Genomic DNA, 19,234 nt, shown 5'->3' with positions numbered 1-19,234 from the left:
AAAAAATAAAACATTATTGTAAATGGCTTTAACCATATTAATTCTACGAACTTTGTAAGAATTACCTACGAAGTTAAAAATAGCAATAAAATGGCATTCCTAAAAATCGTATTTAAATCGTACAAAGTTCGTAGTTTTAATTTAATGTTATTGGTTACTTACAAGTGTTTTATTGATTAATTCGTTAAATTCGTTTAATTCTTAAATCATTATCAATTAATCTAAAAGAGTTATCTTTTGAACAGATTTAACAGCTCCTGTTGGTTTTACTTTTTCCAATTTGATAAACCCATTAGAATGTAATTCCTTAAATATTAGTTCAAGTTCTGCTTTCGGGATATTGCCTTTAAAAACGTCCCGACTAACCTGTGTTCTTGTCATACCTTCTTTACCTTCTTCTTTAAGAATCCTTAATACTTCTAATAGCTTGTTAGCATTGGGATTTTCTAGCACTGTTTCATTACCGAAAATAAAACGGGCAGATTTAAAACAATAATTCCACAAATCTAAAGCTGCCTTTAAGTGTATGACCTTTATTCTGTCTGATTGATCTAGAAAAGCATATATACACGCTAACCGCATAGTTTGTGCTTCAGCTCGGCTAGTAACAGCTCCTATGAGTCCACCAACCCTCGTTGAAAGAGGTTCGTATATTTGGTGCCAAAACATTTCGGCTTCACTATCTCTTTTAACTTCTCCGACGCTTTTACCAAACTCTATAGCAGCTTTAATTCTTAAAACTAGTTCACTAATGTCTACCTCGTGAAATTCCCCTCCACTTGGTAACAGTTTTGACCGCTCAACTATCGCCCACAAAAAGCGGTTAGCCAGTCCATTTACTAAGTCTACGTGCGATATTTCCCTCTTTAATTCTTCCTCGGTGATTTGTCCCAATATAGATACATGAGCACCTGTTGCTTTGATAGGATTCTTAGTTAATGTTCGTGGGCTTCCCGAATCCCACAATTCTCTTATAATCGGGGATAGAGTGTTGCCTTCTCGCTTAGCAGACCTTAACGCCTTCCCAAATTCCTCTTCAATCACCAAAGCCCGCTTATCTTCAACCCCTTCTTCAACTATTTCAATCTCATAATCAATAATTCTTTTTTCTCGTCCCTTTCCTTCTGTAATTGGAACCTTTTTTGTTACTTCATCCCTTACAGCAAAAATAAGTCCCTCACCGCTTGACATGCCAGAAAGGATATGGTCTTTTTCCCATTCTGGTTCAATAGCTTGAAAGAGTAGTCTTATTGGGGTAATAGAAGTTCCTTTTCTTCCTTTTCCAGATGCACCTACAACCACAGCAAAAATCCTAGCAGGATGCTTTTTTGCCCCAGCCACAAAATGGGCGGAATCACCAATAATATTTCCGTATGCGGCTAAAAAGTTTATAAGTGTTGCCATCGGATCGCTCTCGGTATGAGGATCAATTGTTCGTACTATGTCCCCTGCTAATCCATGGAAAGCATCAGCCGCTAATCCATCATCATCATCATCATATAATTTTAACTTAAAGGTAAACTCCCCGAGTTCATTAACAAAATTTTCTTCATTATCTAATTGATTTGTATTAAGGCCTCCCCCTCCCTCCTGTTCCATTGCTACAATTTGTGATAAACTGGAAATATCTAAATGATTTACTGCTTTTCTTTTGTCCTTGGGAAGAAGCCCGGCAGCAAGTTTGGCAACACTTTTACTCAAGCTCCTTCACCTTCTTTCATTATTTTTAGAAATTGACTTACTTCTTTTAAGGTATGAATTCGACTTTCTATGCCCTGGTTATCAACTAAAGAGTCAATCCAGTAATCTATTTGACTAAGAACATGGTATAAATTGCCGATTCTGTCCAAATCTTCTAACTTTCTTATCGTTCCAAGTATTGCTCTTGCAGACTGATCCACTTCTTTTAATGCATTTATTGCTTCAATAATTTTTTTGTTTGTTTCTTTTTTTAAAGCAGCTTCCCTTTCCCGGGAAGCTCTTTTTTTCTGCCATTCCTTTGAACTTCTACTTTCCGGAAAACTTAAGCCAAAATCATACTTTAATATATTAATAGCTTCTTTCGTATTAACATTTCGTAATAACATTACAAAATTAATTACGTCCCCAGGTTTACCATCATTACACCCGCTCCAACATCGAAAGGTATTGGTGTTTTTATATACAGTAAAACTAGGATTCCTGTCATTATGAAATGGACACCGAATATTGAAATGTTTGCGCTTTAAATTTGCATGTGAAATGTTAGAAGAGGTATATCTTTCTAAGACTTCTATTATAGATAAATTTTCTTTTATAAGGTCGATTACAGTCATATAATCACCCCGTAATATTTGTCAACTCATAAGCCGAAGCCTTTGATAATCTTAGTATTTTTTGTAAATCTTCCACTCTTAAGGTCAAAGGGTAGTCCCATGGATTCAACTTACTCATTACTAACTCCCCTTTTTAAGTTGCCATTTTCATCAAATAATTCATCCTCTACTACACCTAGTTCAATTGCAATTTGCTTTCTTAGTTTCGGCCAAGCCCGTCGATGTTCACGTTCTACCATTGTAATATTGGTAGGATGTATCCCCAATTTAATTCCCAGCTGAGTTTGTGATATCCCTTTTTTTCTTCGATAATACTCTAAATTATTCATTTAATGATCCTCCTTACTAAAGTCTTGCTAAAGCTTATAGCTATATTGGATAGTGTTTAGTAAGATACAAAAACATTTTCGCCGCTTACTTTTACTCTTACATATAAATGCTGGAGGCCGTTTTTATGAGAACAGTGAAACCTGCTATTAAATTTGAAGATGAAAATTTAAAGAAAAAAATAATCCATCCTCCTGAAAAAGAAGATGAATTGTTTATTACAAAGTTGCCGGTACGTGGACCTTACCAGTTTTTCGAATTTAATGGGATACAGTTAATAGTGGCAACTGGTTTTTTGAAAACACTAAACGTCAACAATTTAACAATAGGTGAATTTAAAAATTTATTTGATAAAGAAATCTGGATTAATCCCTTTAACGAGGAAAATCTTCTTACAGATATTGCAAATATAAATCTTTCAGATGGTGAATCAATATTATCATTTTGCAACAGGTACGGCTTATATGGTCAAAGTGTTACAAAAAATCAATTTCCACCATTAACTGCTAATCCTTTAAAAGTAGAAATCAAAGAAGATGTATTAATAAATACCTATGAAACCCTTGACTACTTTGTTGAAAATCCAAACCTGATACAGCATATTCTGGAAATTTTTTATTCTGAGATACCTTTCCTTGAAGATGAATATCGAAAAACAAGTGACAGCAAATTACTTGAAGAATTAAATGAACTTGACAGAGCGGGTACAAGATTAATTAACAGGGGTTTACGGTTAGTGTCACCACAGATCAATTCAGGAAAAAATAGAGAAAAACTACCTTCTCATACATCAGTTTCTTTATTAGGGGCGGCTTTTTATCATCTGTTTGAAGCAGTTTCTCAAGGAAAACAGTTTCGTACTTGTCTGAAATGTGGTTCCTTATTTATTCCAAGGACTAATAATGCATTGTTTTGCCCTCCAATTCACTTCGGTAAACACAGTTCCTGCCAAAATAGTTACAATCAAATGAAAAATCGTGCAAGAAAAGATGTTAAATCCGGAAAGAAAACAATTGAAGAAGTATCTGCGTCCTTAGGAAGACCACTTAACGAGGTAAGGGGGTGGTTCAATTGATTTAGGGTAATTTTTATTAATAATATATAACGAATAAGGAGGAAATAGATTGAGAGGTTCAAATTAAAAAAGATGGAAATTCGTGGAACGTAGTTTTTGACTTAGGTAAGGATCCCGTTACAGGGAAAAGGAAGCAAAAAAGAAAAAGAGGCTTTAAAACCAAAAAGGAAGCGGAAAAATATATTAACGAACAATTAAATGCAATTGATAAGGGAACATATTTTGAGCCAAGTGAAATTACTTTAAGCGAATACTTGGATTATTGGCTCGAAAATCATGCAAAACCTAATACTGCACAAAGAACTTATGAAAATTATCAATACATGATTAATCTACATTTAAAGCCAGTATTAGGCAATATTAAAATTTCCAAGTTGCAACCATCACACTTACAAGAGTATTACGCCCAAAAACTAAGCAATGGAAAAATAGATGAAGGCGGTCTTTCTGCACAATCAGTAAAACACCACCACCGGCTAATTTTTAAGGCCTTAAAAGATGCTGCGAAATGGCAATTAATTGTAAGAAATGTGGCTGAGGCGGTAACTCCACCCAAAACAAGAAAAGTTGAAATGCAAACATGGGACAATGAACAGGTTAAAGTCTTCTTGAATGTAAGTAAAAATTCCCCTTATTATCCAATTTATTTAACTGCGATTAATACTGGAATGCGACGTGGTGAAGTCTTGGGTTTAAGGTGGCAGGATATTGATTTTGATAATAATATAGTCTATGTTCGACAATCATTACAGGAAGTCAAAAATGTTGGATTAACGTTTAAGGAACCCAAATCAGGTAAAACCAGATCAATATCTGTAACCCCTTCTCTAACTAAAGAATTTAAAAAAATTTATAAACAACAAATAGAAAACAAACTATTAATCGGACAAGGGTACAAAGATTTGGATTTAGTATTTGCTCAAAAAAATGGTAAACCCATTCAACCAACCGAAATGGCCAGAAATTATCGTAATATCGTAGACTTAAGTTGTTTACCCTATATAAGGTTTCATGATTTAAGACATACCCACGCTACTTTATTATTAAAACAAGGAGTACATCCTAAAGTGGTTTCGGAAAGACTGGGTCATTCAACTATTGGAATTACAATGGACACATACACTCATGTTTTACCGAATATGCAAAAAGAAGCTGCTCTCCTACTTGAGCAACTTATAAAATAGAAATTATTTTAATTATAACGTTGTGACCAAAGTGTGACCAAAAGGCGGATTTTTTACTTTTTTTAAACTTAAAACCCCACTTATAACTTCATATAAATTCCTCAAAGACCCTTATATATCAAGGTTGGCGGGACTGCGTGGGAATCGAACCCACCAGACCTGGCACGCAGGTCTCAAGCGGTTTTGAAGACCGTGGAGGACACCAGTACCCCAATCAGCCCCATGTATTTGTTGACCTATAGGACAACATTTTACGACACGGTTTCTATTATGGGGTACATGGATTTATTTTTCAAGTAAAATACTCAAATAATATCGTTCGAAAACTACTTTTCTGTTAACCCTAATTCAAAAGCAAGTCGATCATGGATATTCTCCCAATTGCCATTCGTGTTGTTTATAACCAATGATCTTATCGGTACTCCAAGGAGAAATTCCTTCTCAGACTGCTTTCTCTCCTCCAAGAAATGAAGCACTCCACTTACCCCTGACAGTCCCCTTTCCTTCCCATACTCCTGACTTGTGTAATAGGTAAAAAAATCAAACCATTCCACAGGACGTTCCTGCCTGATTTTCTCTAGGTTCTCTGCTATGTTATCCTGTTCAAAATAAACGATTACTGGATCTAGTTCCAAAATGAGATTGGTTATCTTATGTAAGAAATTGAAAATAATCTCTTTTGAGCAGTTATGTTTTGCTAGTAAAAACGTAAAAGGATTTTGTAAATAACAACACTCTAGTATGTACTCATGGGCTCCTGATTTTGCTTGTTCAACAAACTCCTTCCACTTTTCCAAAGCAACCTCTACGTAATCTTCTACTGGAAGCTCATATACATCAAAAGCTTTTAGACGCTCAAATAACTCTGTATCTTTGTCATGCAAACTACCGTATGAAATATAATATCTTTCTCCTTTTCGAATTGCCATCCCCCGAACCGAAGGACACTCTTGTACAACCTCATTAAATTGCTCCTCCGTTAAACAAGCGACAGACTCATAATCAGCCGGATGCTGTGGATCTCCCTCTAAAAATAATTTTGCCTTTTCTCCTAATCTACTTGCTGACCATTTGGCACTAGTCGTTTTTCCTGAACCAGGGACTCCTTCGAATATATATAATTTTGTCATACAGTTCTCCTTCTCCCTTTTTTTAATCGCTTTCAAAACGTTCGTCTTGTCTCTCTGCTAGAAGTTTGGCTATAATAATAGTATTAATAATGTTTTGTAGGTGAGTTTATGTTAAGTGGTTGGTTTTCAATCTTTATTATTTTTTGGGTGTTAATACTAGTCGGTTCGTTTGCAATCGGTGGATTTTTTATGTTTCGTAAGTTTTTAAAAAGAATGCCTCTTGAAGATGGAAAGTCTGTCCTCGATTGGGAGGAGCACTTTGTGAATGAGACTCGTGACCTTTGGCAACAGCCTGAGAAGGATCTTCTTGAAGATCTAGTGAGCCCCGTGCCAGAACTTTTTCGCGATGTGGCCCGTCAAAAAATCGCTGGAAAAATCGGTGAGCTAGCCGTAGAAGAAAAACGTCCTTCAATTACCGAAGAGCTTGTGATACGAGGATATATTTTAGCCACACCAAAACGCGACCATAAATTTTTGAAAAAGAAGCTTGCTGAAAACAAAATAGACATGGCGCCATATCAACACCTATTTTAAAGGACTGCTTTTTACATAAAAGCGGTCTTTTATTTTATAAAAAACGTCAAATCCATTACGATTTGACGTTCGCAACCTCATAATTTTTTCAGCTTTTCCTGGAATCTTCTAAATTGAAGAAACATAGCAATTCTCCACGGAAGGATCATGGAAAAAGCTAATATAAAGAACATTCCACTGAGTTCCCCATAATCAATCGTAGAGCTTAATAGTAACTTTAGAATGATTCGTAACACGAGGAGCCCGAACAAAATAAACACAAATGCACGTGAGCGCTGTAAGTATATTTCATTCTCACGTATCTCAAACTTTGAAGTTTTTATTAACAAAATAGAAAAGACTAGTCCAACCGCCATCGCTTCACACAATTCCAAATATGTCACTCGAAACATCGGAACAACAAACATTAGTGCACCAGTACTCATAAATAATGGAGGCAGTATGATTTTTTTTGCCGTTGCTGGTTTTTTGGCCGCCTTCATACGGATGAACATGGCTAGCATTGCCATACCAATTGCCCCTATTGATGACACAACAACCATGTTGTTCATATTCTTTCATCCCAATCTAAAAAATATTTTCCCTATTATTATAACGTATACGCTTGCAACAAAAGAACGTTTTTTTAAAATAAAGAATGCTGACTAAAAACGACTAGTCAGCATCTATTATATTTAGCTTAATACACGATTTACTGCTTCAATTACCCTTCCTTCATCAAAGGGCTTTACAATGAAATCTTTTGCTCCCGCCTCAATCGCTTCTACGACCATACGCTGTTGGCCCATAGCAGAACACATAATGACCTTTGCTTGCGGGTAGTTCTGTCTGATTTCTTTCATGGCCTCTAAGCCACTCATCTCAGGCATTGTAATGTCCATCGTAACCAAATCTGGTTGTAGCTCATGATAAAGAGCGATTGCTTCTCTGCCATTTTCGCCCTCTCCCACGATCTCGTGGTTATTTCGAATTAGAATGTCTGAAAGGGTCATTCTCATAAATTTTGCATCATCTACGATTAATATTTTTGCCATCGCTGGTACCCCCTCAACACTACAACAAAATCTTATCACTAAATCACACACACATATTTAAATATAACGAATTTTTCAATCAATGACAAAAAGAATATTTCGACGATTATCGACAGAACTCTCATAATTTCTTAAGACTATTTTCCTATTTATTATAACAGAAAGAATTCTAAATCAAAAGCCTGTAAACCCACCAAACAAATTGGTAAACATGATAATAATCTTTGTCATCCAATCAAAAAATAGGACGACTCCCATTACTATCATAATATAGCCACCAATTTTCATTATTAAAACATTGTGGCGCTTGATCCATTGTAATTTACCAATAAAGAAAGATAGGATGAAAAACGGAATGGCAAATCCTAGTATATAAGCAATCATGTATACCATACCCGAACCTGGATTAGTTGCAGCCAGGGCAATTACTGACATTAAAATGGGACCCGTGCAAGGTGTCCAGCCAGCCGCAAAAGCTATTCCTATTAAAACCGAACCAAAATATCCTGACGGACGGTGTTTAAATTCATATCTTTTTTCCCTCATCAACGATTCTGGCTTCAAAATACCAATGATCACGAAACCAAAAAAGACGATGACAATCGCGCCTAATTGACGAATGAGATCCTGATAGCCGGCAAAAATCTCACCTATAAAGGAGCTTCCAAAGCCGATGGCAATAAAGATAATGGAGAATCCAACCAAGAAAAACAAGGTATGTAATAAGCTGCGTCTTTGTAGCATGGCATTATCTGTCTTCAATTCTCCTACTGACATACCAGTAATATACGAGAGGAAGGCAGGATATAAAGGAAGACAACAAGGAGAAATAAAGCTTAAAAAGCCTGCTCCAAGTGCAATAAATACGTTTACATCGGTCAAATGTAACCACTCCTAAAAATAATCATTCTTGTTTATTCTATCAAAAGATAATTAGAAAAGATAATAATTAACCTTTGAACATTCTGTGACAAAGAACAAAAATTGGGCAAGTTCCTCACTCCGTATATCTGTATGTAAGAACTCTGAAAAAATGTTAATTACCAAACAAAATTGTCTATTTCTAGTTTTTTCTTTTGAAATTCTCCTATTTCTTGGGTATACTATGTATATAGTTTCACGAAAGATTTGGATTTTATTTGGAAGGGACTAAACAGAATTGTCAAAACAGGAATTTTTAGCACTCATTGAAAAGAAACGAGCGGAGCTAATCGAGATCGCTATGATCAGTGGACTGAATTCTTCTACTGCCCTTCATTACAGTCAGGAATTGGACAATCTATTAAATGAATATAACCGTATCTTTTTAAAAAAGGTTCCCACTTATTAAAAACAGCTTGAGATCAAAGCAACTCAAGCTGTTTATTTTTTAGCTGACAACATCCTCTATTCTATCGGATAAATTATTTTGCAGAAGATACATCTTATAGTACAAGCCTTTTAGTGATAGCAGTTCCTGATGACTCCCCCTCTCTACGATTTCTCCTTGATGCAACACTAAAATTAGTTCGGCATCTTGAATGGTTGACAAACGATGGGCAATGGCAATCGTTGTTCGACCTTTTCGCATTCGTGCAAGTGCCTCTTGAATCGCTTCTTCTGTTTCCGTATCAATATTGGCCGTTGCTTCGTCCAAAATTAATATTTTCGGATTAGCCGCTACCGTCCGAGCAAAGGCAATCAGTTGTCGTTGTCCACTTGATATCGTAGAACCTCTTTCCACCATTTGGTGCTCGTATCCTCCCTCGAGCTTTTCAATAAACGGATGTGCTTGAACAAACTTCGCAGCTGCTTCTACCTCTTCAATACTCATCTTCTCATTATGCAAGCGAATATTATCTGCGACGGTTCCAAAAAACAAGAAAGGATCTTGAAGAACCAACCCCATCTTTGTCCGAAGTTCTTTTTCGGGATACTCTTTAATGGAATGCCCATCCACAAATATATCCCCTCTTTCGAATTCATAAAATCTCATCATTAAATTAATAATCGAGCTCTTACCACTACCGGTGTGACCAACCAGGGCGACCGTTTCACCTGGTTTTGCAGTGAAAGAAATATTTTTTAATACATCTCTATTTCCATCATATGAAAAACTGACATCACGAAATTCTATTTCACCGTCTGAAATCTTATTATCTGTCTCTGTTTGTGAAGGTGATAGCTCCTGTTCATCAAGAACGTTAAATACCCTTGAAGCTGCGACAATTGCTTGTTGGTATAAAGATAAACGCATCATCATATTGTTTACTGGTTCAAAGAAACGATCTAGATAGTTAACAAAAGCATACAACACTCCTATTTGGATAGGACTATCAAATGAGGAAATACCGAAATAGCTTAGAACAATAATCAAGGCACCCACATAAACCAGGTCAATCGCAGGACGCAAAAGTAAACCATCTACTTTTATATTTTTCATACCTGCAGTAAAATGCTTATCATTGGTCACTCCAAATTCTTCGCGCATTCTTTTTTCCTGACGAAAAACTTGAATAATTCCCATGCCTTGAATCGATTCACTAAGCTTAGCGTTCAGCTGGCTCAGGCGCTCTCTCATATCATGGTAAAATTTCGAGCTTAGTTTTCGGTATAAGCTCATAATGAAAAAAATCACTGGTAGAATGACTAAACAAAACAATGCTAGTTTAACATCCAAAATAAACATGGCAATAAAAATACCTGTAATAAGAAACCCACTTTGGATAAACGTTACTAACACTGTCACGAACATATCTTTAATTGCTTCGGTATCATTCGTCACTCTTGATACAATGCTCCCTGCAGGAGTTTTGTCAAAAAATTTCAATCCAAGTGATTGAACCTTGGAGAAGATATCAATGCGAATCTCCTGAATAATCTTTAATGCAATCTCTTGGAATTTCAAGAGCTGAAAATAGGAAATAATGACGTTCAAAATTTGAATTCCTAAATACGCAGCACCTAACATAAAAAGCGGTTCAAACAAAAGGTTTCTAGGCTTTAGATAGTCGTCAATAAATACTTTTACTAAAATGGGGCCAAGTATATCGCCAATGGTTGTAAGTATAAGGAGACAAAATGCCAACACGATCGTTTTCGTGTGAGGTTTTGCGTAGGCAAGGAGCCGAACTAATACTTTCCACTGCTGTTTCCCTTCTGATAATTGTTGATTTTCCATCTTTTATCCTCCATGCTCCACAAGATCTTCCAGCTGCTGCCTTAGGTACATTTCCTTGTACCATCCTTCTTGATCCATTAACTTATCATGTGTACCCGATTGCGCAATCTGTCCATTATCAATGACCAAAATAAGATCAGCATGCTGAATGGCACTTAGTCGGTGAGATGTAATGAATGTTGTTTTCCCCTCACGGTTCTCTTTTAGCGATGTTAAAATCGCCTCTTCGGTTTTGGCATCGACTGCTGAAAGAGAATCATCTAGTATGAGTAATTCTGGATTTAATAATAGAGCACGAGCAATGGATATACGCTGCTTTTGACCCCCAGATAACGAGACGCCCCTTTCCCCGACGACCGTATCATACCCATCTGTGAACTGGGTAATATCTTCATGAATATTAGCTATTTTCGCGGCCTCCTCGATTTCTTCTTTTTCGCATAAAGGCTTAGCGAAAGAGATATTTTCACCAATCGTAGCAGAAAATAGGAAATGATCCTGTGGAACATAGCCGCCTGCTTCTCTTAATTTGTCAATTTTATATCGTGTAATCTGCTGACCACCAAATATAATTTGACCATCGGTGACATCATATTCCCTGATCAATAACTTTAATAACGTCGTCTTCCCCGCACCAGTTTTCCCAACAATTCCGAGTGTTTGTCCCCTTTTCAACTCAAAATGAATATCTTGTAGGACGGGTTCTGCTTCGTTCGGATAAGTAAAGTGCTGGATCTCATATTGAATATCTCCGCTTGGCGTCGCATTTAACGCTGCTTCTTCATCCACAATTTCTGCTTTTTCATTTAGAAGTGCGATCACGCGATCATAAGAGGCTCTTCCTCTTTCAACGATATTAAACAACCAACCAAAAGCTAACATTGGCCAAATCAATAAGCCTAAATACGTTGTAAAAGAAACCAACTGTCCAATCGTTAACTCACCATTAATAACATATCTTGCACCAAATGTGAGAGAAAGGAAGAAAGAAATTCCTACAATAATAGAAATCGTTGGATCAAACAAGGAGTCCACCCGAGCAACGGAAATATTCTTATCCACTACATCATTAGATTGCTTTCGAAAATCTTCTATATCTTCTTTTTCCTGACCAAAGGTTTTTATCACTTTTATTCCTGTGATACTTTCCTGTGTTTTATCGTTTAACGATGAAAAGGCTTCCTGTGCAAGGTGAAAACGCTTATGTAGTAACGTTCCGTACCAACTTGTTAAAATCGCCATAAACGGCATCGGGATCAAGCTAATTAATGTAAGCTTCCAGCTGATAGTAAAAGCCATCGCAAGTATTACAAAGCCACCTGTAGAAAGGGAATCGACAAAGGTGAGTACCCCTACACCAGCCGTCTGTTGTATCGCTTGAATATCATTGGTCGCATGTGCCATTAGATCTCCTGTTCTTTTTCTTTGGTAAAAGGATTGTGACATTGAAGTAAAATGATGAAACAACCGATTTCTCAATTGCATGGAGAGCTTAACCGCTGAACCAAAAATCATAATTCTCCAATAATACCTAAGTATGTACATCATTAGAGCTGCCCCAACTAGTACGAGCACATAGGTACCTAACATCTTCGCTGTTAAGGACCCTTGCTCAATATGATCGACCACAAGCCCAATCACTTTTGGAGGAATAAGCTGCAAAAACGCTACAATTAACAACAGTAGAACCCCAGAAATATATGCTTTTTTCTCTTGTTTGAAAAACCACATCAAATCAATAAAAACTTTCATTCCCCACAACCCCCAACCCTAAAAACAATTCCTGTAACTAGAATAGTTTACCAAATGTTGTGAAAATAAGGAAGATAGTTAGGAAGTCGAATAACACAAAAAACGCCATAATGGCGTTTTTATTGTTTACTACTTTTGTTATTATCCTCATTGCCTTTACCCGGATGAACGGCCTGGTAAATAGCATTTGAAAATTGGTCGACTTCTTCCATTGTCCCACCATGCATCTGGTTATCTGCACCTAGCTTACTTTTATCTCCTTTGACCGGGTTATGAATGCGTACCATATTCCCACCTCCTCCTCTATAGGATGGACATTTCCCATATTACTTATCAATAATTAGGATAGAGATGAACGAAATCGGATTGTCCTGTATAATAAATAAGATAATATTTTCAGGGTGAGTGTGATTAGGTGGTTAATGCAATTGGATACGTCACGTTTTTAACATACGATTTAAATCATCGTTTTTCTATTCGAAAGAACCATAATGTCATTAAAATACATAGCTATAAAGAAATAACTGATCAAAAAAACAGACCAGCTTATGAGATTACCTGTAAATATAGTGTCTACTTACCTGTTCATTATGAATGTAAATCATTAGAAGACTATACAGGTAGAGTCTATCCTTTCTTAGAGCAATTTCTTAGGAACATTATTAGGACTGAAGTCCACAGCTTAACTTATAAAGAACCTCCGATAAGGAAAAGACGAAAAAAACAGGAAAAAGATTCAGCTGAATAAAAAAACACCTTTTCTGTTTTTTGAGCAGAAAAGGTGGTCTTTATTCGGGATTGAGTCAATCAAACCATAAGCCTATGTACAAGGGCTTGTCCGCGACAAATTACTTGCCCGTTTGCTTGTTCATTGCTGACATCATTTGATTGATTTTCTTCTGAGATGGTTTCATTCCCATTTGCATCATCATCATTTTTAGCATTTGTTCATTAATTGGTGGGTTTTTCTTTAAGTAGCTCATCATGTAACGGCGAGCAATGAAAAAACCTAGTGCAACACCTGCTGCTAAAGCAAGTACGCCTACTAGAATATGCGTCCACATACTAAACTTCCTCCTTCATGTTGTCTATCATACAGTGTACTAAACCAAATGCTATTATACAATATTTGCTGTGCAATTTCTCCTATTTTAAATCAACTTTCTTTCCTTAATTGGTCTAAGCCACCCGTAACGTTCATGTACAAGGTCAATTGCCAAAAAAGAGCTCTCACTTTTACGTAGAACTTCGAAGAAAAGTGTCTCTGCATCATAGCTACCAAATGCATGGAGAGTAATATGCTTTTCAAATATCTCTAGCTTCGCAGAGCTTACGTTTCCATTTTGAATATAGTATATCCCCTGGTTGTGTTCAAAATCCTGATTTTTCCCTAGTTGTTGAAGAATATATTGTTGAAGGCGAAGTGTGGATAGTGGCTTCGTAATAAACTGAATTTGTTTTTTTAATATATTTTTTAGTTCACCGAAGGATTCGTTATACTCAGCAAACAGATCAAAGAACATCTTTTCCCTACCAAAATAATGAGAGGCAAATTCATCATCGATTAAATACAACTGATATGTTCTCACCAAGTTTCCTCCTCGTCTGACCAAATGTTATTTCTCTCTATTATAAAGAAGTAGAAATAGAACGTTTGTCTTTCGTCGTCAAAAACTTCCACTATTTTTGTCGGAAAAAGTCGTAGGTCTTGATACAAAATAAAAAGGCTGTTCTATTTATTAGAACAACCTTTTAAAACTTATAATAGAGCCTTCACTCTAGCAACTACATTTTCTACTGTAAAGCCGTATTCTGCCATGATTTTTTCACCAGGAGCAGAAGCACCGAATGTATCAATTCCTAATACTTCCCCTTCATCTCCTGCATAACGATGCCATCCTAGAGATGATCCCATTTCGATAGCTAAACGCTTCTTAACAGTTGGAGGAATAACACTTTGCTTATATTCACGAGATTGCTTTTCAAAGCGATCCCATGAAGGCATACTTACTACTGAAGCTGAAATTCCTTCTGCATCAAGTGCTTTTTGCGCTTCAACAGCTAAACCTACTTCTGACCCAGCAGCAAGTAATAATACATCTGCTTGTTCTTTAGATGCTGGAGAAATGACATAAGCACCTTTCTTAACGCCTTCGTACGCATTTTTATCCGTGTCTTTAATGGTTGGTAAGTCTTGTCTTGTTAAAACTAAAGCTGTTGGAAGATCAGTTGATTCAAGCGCAAGCTTCCAAGCTGCTGCAGTTTCATTACCATCTGCCGGACGAATAACACCTAAGTTTGGCATTGCACGTAATGCGGCAAGCTGTTCTACTGGCTCATGCGTAGGTCCATCTTCCCCTACTGCAATTGAGTCATGAGTAAACACATATGTTACAGGAAGACCCATTAATGCAGCTAATCTGATAGCTGGACGTAAATAGTCAGAGAATACAAAGAATGTTCCTCCAAATACCTTTACTCCACCATGTAGAGCCATACCATTTAACGCAGCACCCATCGCAAATTCACGAACTCCAAACCAAATGTTCTTACCTTCAAACGATTCAGGAGTATAATCGCCTACTCCTTTAATCATTGTTTTATTAGAACCAGCTAGGTCAGCTGAGCCCCCGATAAACGAAGGAGTGTTCTTAGCGATAGCATTTAGTGCTTCACCTGATGATGCACGGCTAGCAAGTGCTTTTCCTTCAGGATAAACAGGAAGGTCCTTGTCCCAACCTTCTGGAAGCTCCCCGTTAATAGCAGATGTTAACTGTTGAGCAAGCTCAGGATACTCATTTTTATAAGAATCGAACAGGTCGTTCCACTCATTTTCTTTCTTTGCACCAGTTTCCACAATGTATTTGTTGAATGTGTCGTATACATCTGAAGGAACATGGAAATCTTCTTCAAATGTCCATTGGTAAGCTTCTTTTGTTAACTTTAATTCGTTAGCTCCAAGTGGGGCACCATGAACATCTGATTTACCTGATTTGTTTGGAGAACCGTATCCGATTACTGTTTTTACTTCAATTAGTGTAGGACGATTTTGATCACCTTGAGCTTCTTCGATTGCTTTTGCAATTTCCTCAAGATTATTTCCATCCTCTACACGAAGATATTGCCATCCGTATGACTCAAAGCGTTTTGCAACACTTTCAGAGAATGAACGATCTAAGTCACCATCAAGAGAGATATCATTTGAATCGTATAATACAACTAAGCGACCAAGTTTTAAGTGTCCTGCTAGTGAAGCAGCTTCAGCTGAAACACCTTCCATCAAGTCACCGTCACCACAAATACTATATGTATAATGATCTACTACATTGTAGTTGCCTTTATTATAAGTGGCTGCTAAATGTCTTTCAGCCATTGCCATACCTACTGCCATTGCAATCCCCTGTCCTAGTGGGCCAGTCGTTGCATCTACACCTGGGGTATGTCCAAATTCAGGGTGACCAGGAGTTTTACTTCCCCATTGACGGAAACTCTTAAGATCATCCATTGTTACGCCATAGCCTGATAAGTGAAGAAGACTATACAACAATGCAGAACCATGCCCTGCAGATAAAACAAAACGATCACGGTTAAACCACTCTGGGTTTTTAGGGTTATGATTCATAAAGCGTGACCACAGAGTATAAGCCATTGGAGCAGCCCCCATCGGCATACCTGGATGGCCAGAATTAGCTTTTTCAATTGCATCAATTGATAAAGTACGTATTGCGTTAATTGCTAGTACATCTTTTTGTTCAAACATTTTTTCAACCCTTCCTATTCTTTATCTCAATAATCCCACTTTTTAATATTATATCTGCTCTATTATTTATACAACAGATTGCCTTAATAAATTTAGAAAAAAAGCATATATTTTTTAATTTTCAGTGTTTTCTATCATTTTTTGGTAAATAAATTTAGAGGATTAATGTAGTTTTTTACTATTTTTTAATCTCTTAAGCTTTTCAGGTGTAACATCATCACCCAAAGGATCAACAATTTTTACACCTTGGAGCGTTCCTAGCATAGATGATCGAAATGTTTGTAAATATTCACTACGAAGCTTTGACTGCTCCTTTGCTTCCGTCTCTGTTAATCCATCAGCTTTTGCTTTTTTTGCTAGTTCATTGATTCTAGCCATTTTTTCCTTCGGTAGCATCTCTTTGCTCCTTCTCTTTTAGTTTTACTAATAGAAATCATGTTACTAAAAGATATAGTCTTTGACAAGGAAGAAGCGTAAAGAGGTACGAATAACAAAAAATGCCAACGATCTTTATGACTTGTTGGCATTTAGTGAGATATTATTTTGATGCTTTAGCTCTTCTATGTATTCAAGATATCTCCGATTTACTGTAGCTTTTGAAATATCATAACCAAACCCTCTTAAAGTAGCAGCGATTTCAGAAAATGTTAAATCATTGTTTCGTAACCGTACAATCTCTGTTATCGGTACTTCAATACGTTCTCTCCCGGCATGAACACCTTTGTTTTTCAGATTTTTCTCTGGTCTGTAACCGTTTTGAACAGCTCTGTTCATTCCTCTTTTAATTTTACTATTATGAAGCTTTCGCTGATATTCTTCTACCATACTTACAATTTGCAATACCATAGAATCCGATTCGGACAATTGTAACTCACCATTATGTGATACACTGAAAAGTTTGATGTTATCCTTTAGTATACAATGAAGCAAAGCAATTTTGGCATTTCCTCTACCAAGTCTCGTTTCATCCTGAATCAGAACAGCATCTACTTTCTCTTCCTTTAATCGTGACAGCAGGAGCAAAATACCTTCTCTGTCAAAGTCATATCCACTCGCCTGTTCTTTTATCACTTCAACAACTTCCATTCCGTGTTGTTGTGATAGCTTCAATAATTCTTCTTCCTGCCTTTTTAGAGAAGAGTACTGTGATTCTTTTTCAGTACTAACTCTACAATAGATAATCGCCTTCATAATCCCTCCTATTTCGATGCTAGCTGAGTAACAGTGGAATCGTTTAATTCAACAGGGATATAGATCTTATCACCTACTAATAATACATTTCCATTAATATCATTGATTTCTTCCACCCAGGAAACAAACTCTGTTTCAGATAATGCATGTTTATCTGCATAGTCCTTACAAAGATCCCAAAGTGTTTCCCCTTCATTAATTGTTACAGCCATATATTTTTCCTCAACTGATTCACCATTAGAAATTACCAAAATAATAGACGATAGGATAGATAAGACAACTAGAATAATAGCATATGAGTATTTGTTCCATAAATTTTTCATGTAAAACACCTCTATTAGAATGTATGTTCGTATATATATTTACATTATAGACCGAACGTTTGTTTTGTGTCAACGATTATTCGAACTTATGTTTGTATGCACTGGTAGAACATGCTATAATAAAGTCAAGATTAACCAATGAGGGGCGGTAAGTATGACAAAACTATCAAAACGTCAGGTAGATATACTAGAATATATAAAAGAAGAAGTTAAACAAAAGGGCTATCCGCCTTCCGTTCGTGAAATTGGCGAAGCTGTTGGTTTAGCATCAAGTTCAACCGTACACGGCCACTTAGCTAGACTTGAAAGTAAAGGGTATATCCGCAGAGACCCTACAAAGCCACGAGCAATTGAAATTCTGGATCTTGATGAGGTAGTAAGTAATATACCAAAATATAATATTGTTAACGTTCCTGTAGTCGGAAAAGTAACTGCGGGTATACCTATAACTGCAATCGAGAATGTGGAAGAGTATTTTCCTCTCCCAGAACGTCTTGCCCCTGCGGATGAACAAGTATTTATGCTTGAGGTTATGGGAGACAGTATGATTGAGGCCGGTATCCTTGATGGTGATTACGTGATCGTGAAGCAGCAGCAAACAGCGAATAACGGTGATATCGTTGTTGCCATGACTGAGGAAGATGAAGCGACAGTTAAGAGGTTCTTCAAAGAAAAGGACTATGTTCGTTTGCAGCCGGAGAACTCATCCCTAGCACCAATTATCCTACGAAATGTGTCTATTCTCGGAAAAGTTATTGGAGTATATCGTCATATTCATTAATTAGTGAAAGCAAGCATCGAATGATGCTTGCTTTTCTTATTATCACAATGGCTCAAAGCTCTTTCTTCGACTAAACCAATGAGCCACAAGATACAAGAACAAGATGATAAAGAATGAATAGGTATAAGCCCAATCTATTTTCTTATACATATCCATCAACGCCATTAATGGCATCCCAATGTATGTACTGATACCAGCTAGAATAATTCCCTTTATAAATGGATTAACGTTCGGCCTGTATTGAAGGAAAAACAAAATAAGGACCGGCATAAGAGAATAACGAAACGAATAACTTATTGTTGGAATTGGAATGGCTTTTACTGGATAAGCCCATCTTCCATATTCCACTCCTAACGCATCAATTGTTGTAGATAGTATCATTACGATAAATACTGAAAAAAGCAATCGTGCTGAGCTCTCCCTTTTACGGAATATTGCCCAGAGTACCCATGGAACAATGATCATTAACACAGCCACCCACCATTGCCAAGTGAAAAAAAAGGCTTTTATGGTCGCATCTTTAATTAGAAGATTTCCATCCTTAATTAAGTCAGATCCTTTTCCCACTTGTTTGAGACCATCTTGAAACTTCATTATTTTTCCCCCGTAATATAACTTCAAATAACTGTAATTGGTTGTATTATTTGGTAAAATTGAGATTTTTATTC

General features: G+C 36.6%; 22 protein-coding genes and 1 tRNA gene. 5 read left to right on the top strand and 18 right to left on the bottom strand.

Going from position 1 to position 19,234, the window contains the following annotated elements:
• Positions 1-216: 216 nt before the first annotated feature.
• The 3 genes from ACQ5H4_RS05745 to ACQ5H4_RS05735 all read right to left on the bottom strand — a co-directional run bounded on the left by ACQ5H4_RS05745 (position 217) and on the right by ACQ5H4_RS05735 (position 2,644).
• Positions 217-1,701, bottom strand: a complete 1,485-nt coding sequence (locus ACQ5H4_RS05745; protein ID WP_430774000.1) for a DUF3987 domain-containing protein — start codon at positions 1,699-1,701, stop codon at positions 217-219.
• A complete protein-coding gene (locus tag ACQ5H4_RS05740; RefSeq protein ID WP_430773999.1) occupies positions 1,698-2,315 on the bottom strand; it encodes a CHC2 zinc finger domain-containing protein in 618 nt (205 codons plus the stop codon). The genes ACQ5H4_RS05745 and ACQ5H4_RS05740 overlap by 4 nt, the downstream gene beginning before the upstream one ends.
• Before the next feature lie 110 nt (positions 2,316-2,425).
• Positions 2,426-2,644, bottom strand: coding sequence for a helix-turn-helix domain-containing protein (locus ACQ5H4_RS05735; protein ID WP_430773998.1), 219 nt, complete (start codon positions 2,642-2,644; stop codon positions 2,426-2,428).
• A gap of 125 nt (positions 2,645-2,769) precedes the next feature.
• Here ACQ5H4_RS05735 and ACQ5H4_RS05730 point away from each other — a divergent pair, with 125 nt between their 5' ends.
• Positions 2,770-3,717: a hypothetical protein gene (locus ACQ5H4_RS05730; RefSeq protein WP_430773997.1), complete on the top strand. Its 948-nt coding sequence runs from the start codon at positions 2,770-2,772 to the stop codon at positions 3,715-3,717.
• A gap of 62 nt (positions 3,718-3,779) precedes the next feature.
• Positions 3,780-4,901, top strand: a complete 1,122-nt coding sequence (locus tag ACQ5H4_RS05725) for a site-specific integrase (protein WP_430774059.1) — start codon at positions 3,780-3,782, stop codon at positions 4,899-4,901.
• Between the two features lie 125 nt (positions 4,902-5,026).
• Here ACQ5H4_RS05725 and ACQ5H4_RS05720 read toward each other — a convergent pair.
• A tRNA-Sec gene (locus ACQ5H4_RS05720) sits at positions 5,027-5,123 on the bottom strand.
• A 104-nt stretch (positions 5,124-5,227) separates the two neighbouring features.
• Positions 5,228-6,031, bottom strand: a complete 804-nt coding sequence (locus tag ACQ5H4_RS05715; RefSeq protein WP_430773996.1) for a P-loop NTPase family protein — start codon at positions 6,029-6,031, stop codon at positions 5,228-5,230.
• Between the two features lie 108 nt (positions 6,032-6,139).
• Between ACQ5H4_RS05715 and ACQ5H4_RS05710 the strand changes: the two genes are divergently transcribed.
• Positions 6,140-6,565, top strand: a complete 426-nt coding sequence (locus ACQ5H4_RS05710) for a DUF2621 domain-containing protein (RefSeq protein WP_119707641.1) — start codon at positions 6,140-6,142, stop codon at positions 6,563-6,565.
• 77 nt (positions 6,566-6,642) lie between these two features.
• On the opposite strand, the gene ACQ5H4_RS05705 is transcribed toward ACQ5H4_RS05710, so the two are convergent.
• From ACQ5H4_RS05705 to ACQ5H4_RS05695, 3 genes are all read right to left on the bottom strand, one after another.
• A complete protein-coding gene (locus ACQ5H4_RS05705) occupies positions 6,643-7,116 on the bottom strand; it encodes a CcdC family protein (protein WP_430773995.1) in 474 nt (157 codons plus the stop codon).
• Positions 7,117-7,239: 123 nt separating this feature from the next.
• Positions 7,240-7,599 carry a response regulator gene (locus ACQ5H4_RS05700; protein ID WP_119707640.1) on the bottom strand — a complete coding sequence of 120 codons (360 nt, stop codon included), beginning with the start codon at positions 7,597-7,599 and terminating at the stop codon, positions 7,240-7,242.
• 174 nt (positions 7,600-7,773) lie between these two features.
• Positions 7,774-8,481, bottom strand: a complete 708-nt coding sequence (locus ACQ5H4_RS05695) for a cytochrome c biogenesis CcdA family protein (RefSeq protein ID WP_430773994.1) — start codon at positions 8,479-8,481, stop codon at positions 7,774-7,776.
• A gap of 277 nt (positions 8,482-8,758) precedes the next feature.
• On the opposite strand from ACQ5H4_RS05695, the gene ACQ5H4_RS05690 reads away from it, so the two are divergent.
• Complete coding sequence (locus ACQ5H4_RS05690) at positions 8,759-8,929, top strand: aspartyl-phosphate phosphatase Spo0E family protein (RefSeq protein WP_119707638.1); 171 nt, start codon at positions 8,759-8,761, stop codon at positions 8,927-8,929.
• Positions 8,930-8,968: 39 nt separating this feature from the next.
• On the opposite strand, the gene ACQ5H4_RS05685 is transcribed toward ACQ5H4_RS05690, so the two are convergent.
• From ACQ5H4_RS05685 to yneA, 9 genes are all read right to left on the bottom strand, one after another.
• On the bottom strand, positions 8,969-10,759 hold the full coding sequence (locus tag ACQ5H4_RS05685; RefSeq protein WP_430773993.1) for an ABC transporter ATP-binding protein: 1,791 nt from the start codon (positions 10,757-10,759) through the stop codon (positions 8,969-8,971).
• 3 nt (positions 10,760-10,762) lie between these two features.
• Positions 10,763-12,511: an ABC transporter transmembrane domain-containing protein gene (locus ACQ5H4_RS05680; RefSeq protein WP_430773992.1), complete on the bottom strand. Its 1,749-nt coding sequence runs from the start codon at positions 12,509-12,511 to the stop codon at positions 10,763-10,765.
• Between the two features lie 119 nt (positions 12,512-12,630).
• Positions 12,631-12,798, bottom strand: coding sequence for a hypothetical protein (locus ACQ5H4_RS05675; protein WP_430773991.1), 168 nt, complete (start codon positions 12,796-12,798; stop codon positions 12,631-12,633).
• Between the two features lie 561 nt (positions 12,799-13,359).
• Positions 13,360-13,575, bottom strand: coding sequence for a YneF family protein (locus ACQ5H4_RS05670; protein ID WP_119707634.1), 216 nt, complete (start codon positions 13,573-13,575; stop codon positions 13,360-13,362).
• Between the two features lie 87 nt (positions 13,576-13,662).
• Positions 13,663-14,100: a sporulation inhibitor of replication protein SirA gene (gene sirA, locus ACQ5H4_RS05665; RefSeq protein WP_430773990.1), complete on the bottom strand. Its 438-nt coding sequence runs from the start codon at positions 14,098-14,100 to the stop codon at positions 13,663-13,665.
• 170 nt (positions 14,101-14,270) lie between these two features.
• Positions 14,271-16,271 (bottom strand): transketolase, encoded by a 2,001-nt coding sequence (gene tkt, locus ACQ5H4_RS05660; RefSeq protein ID WP_430773989.1) that lies wholly within the window; start codon positions 16,269-16,271, stop codon positions 14,271-14,273.
• A 162-nt stretch (positions 16,272-16,433) separates the two neighbouring features.
• Positions 16,434-16,667 carry a DUF896 domain-containing protein gene (locus ACQ5H4_RS05655; protein ID WP_430773988.1) on the bottom strand — a complete coding sequence of 78 codons (234 nt, stop codon included), beginning with the start codon at positions 16,665-16,667 and terminating at the stop codon, positions 16,434-16,436.
• 114 nt (positions 16,668-16,781) lie between these two features.
• Positions 16,782-17,462 carry a YneB family resolvase-like protein gene (locus tag ACQ5H4_RS05650; protein ID WP_430773987.1) on the bottom strand — a complete coding sequence of 227 codons (681 nt, stop codon included), beginning with the start codon at positions 17,460-17,462 and terminating at the stop codon, positions 16,782-16,784.
• An 8-nt stretch (positions 17,463-17,470) separates the two neighbouring features.
• Positions 17,471-17,785, bottom strand: a complete 315-nt coding sequence (yneA, locus tag ACQ5H4_RS05645) for a cell division suppressor protein YneA (RefSeq protein ID WP_430773986.1) — start codon at positions 17,783-17,785, stop codon at positions 17,471-17,473.
• Between the two features lie 154 nt (positions 17,786-17,939).
• On the opposite strand from yneA, the gene lexA reads away from it, so the two are divergent.
• Positions 17,940-18,566, top strand: a complete 627-nt coding sequence (gene lexA, locus ACQ5H4_RS05640) for a transcriptional repressor LexA (protein WP_119707628.1) — start codon at positions 17,940-17,942, stop codon at positions 18,564-18,566.
• Positions 18,567-18,608: 42 nt separating this feature from the next.
• On the opposite strand, the gene ACQ5H4_RS05635 is transcribed toward lexA, so the two are convergent.
• Entirely contained in the window at positions 18,609-19,160 is a 552-nt protein-coding gene (locus ACQ5H4_RS05635) for a CBO0543 family protein (protein WP_430773985.1), read from the bottom strand.
• Positions 19,161-19,234 lie beyond the last annotated feature (74 nt).

Origin of the sequence: Bacillus coreaensis (assembly GCF_050586445.1) — a bacterium.
In the GTDB taxonomy this organism is placed as follows: Bacteria; Bacillota; Bacilli; order Bacillales; family Cytobacillaceae; genus Robertmurraya_A; species Robertmurraya_A coreaensis.
The sequence above is the reverse complement of the archived record's forward strand: the minus strand, read 5'-3'. Positions and strand labels throughout refer to the sequence as shown.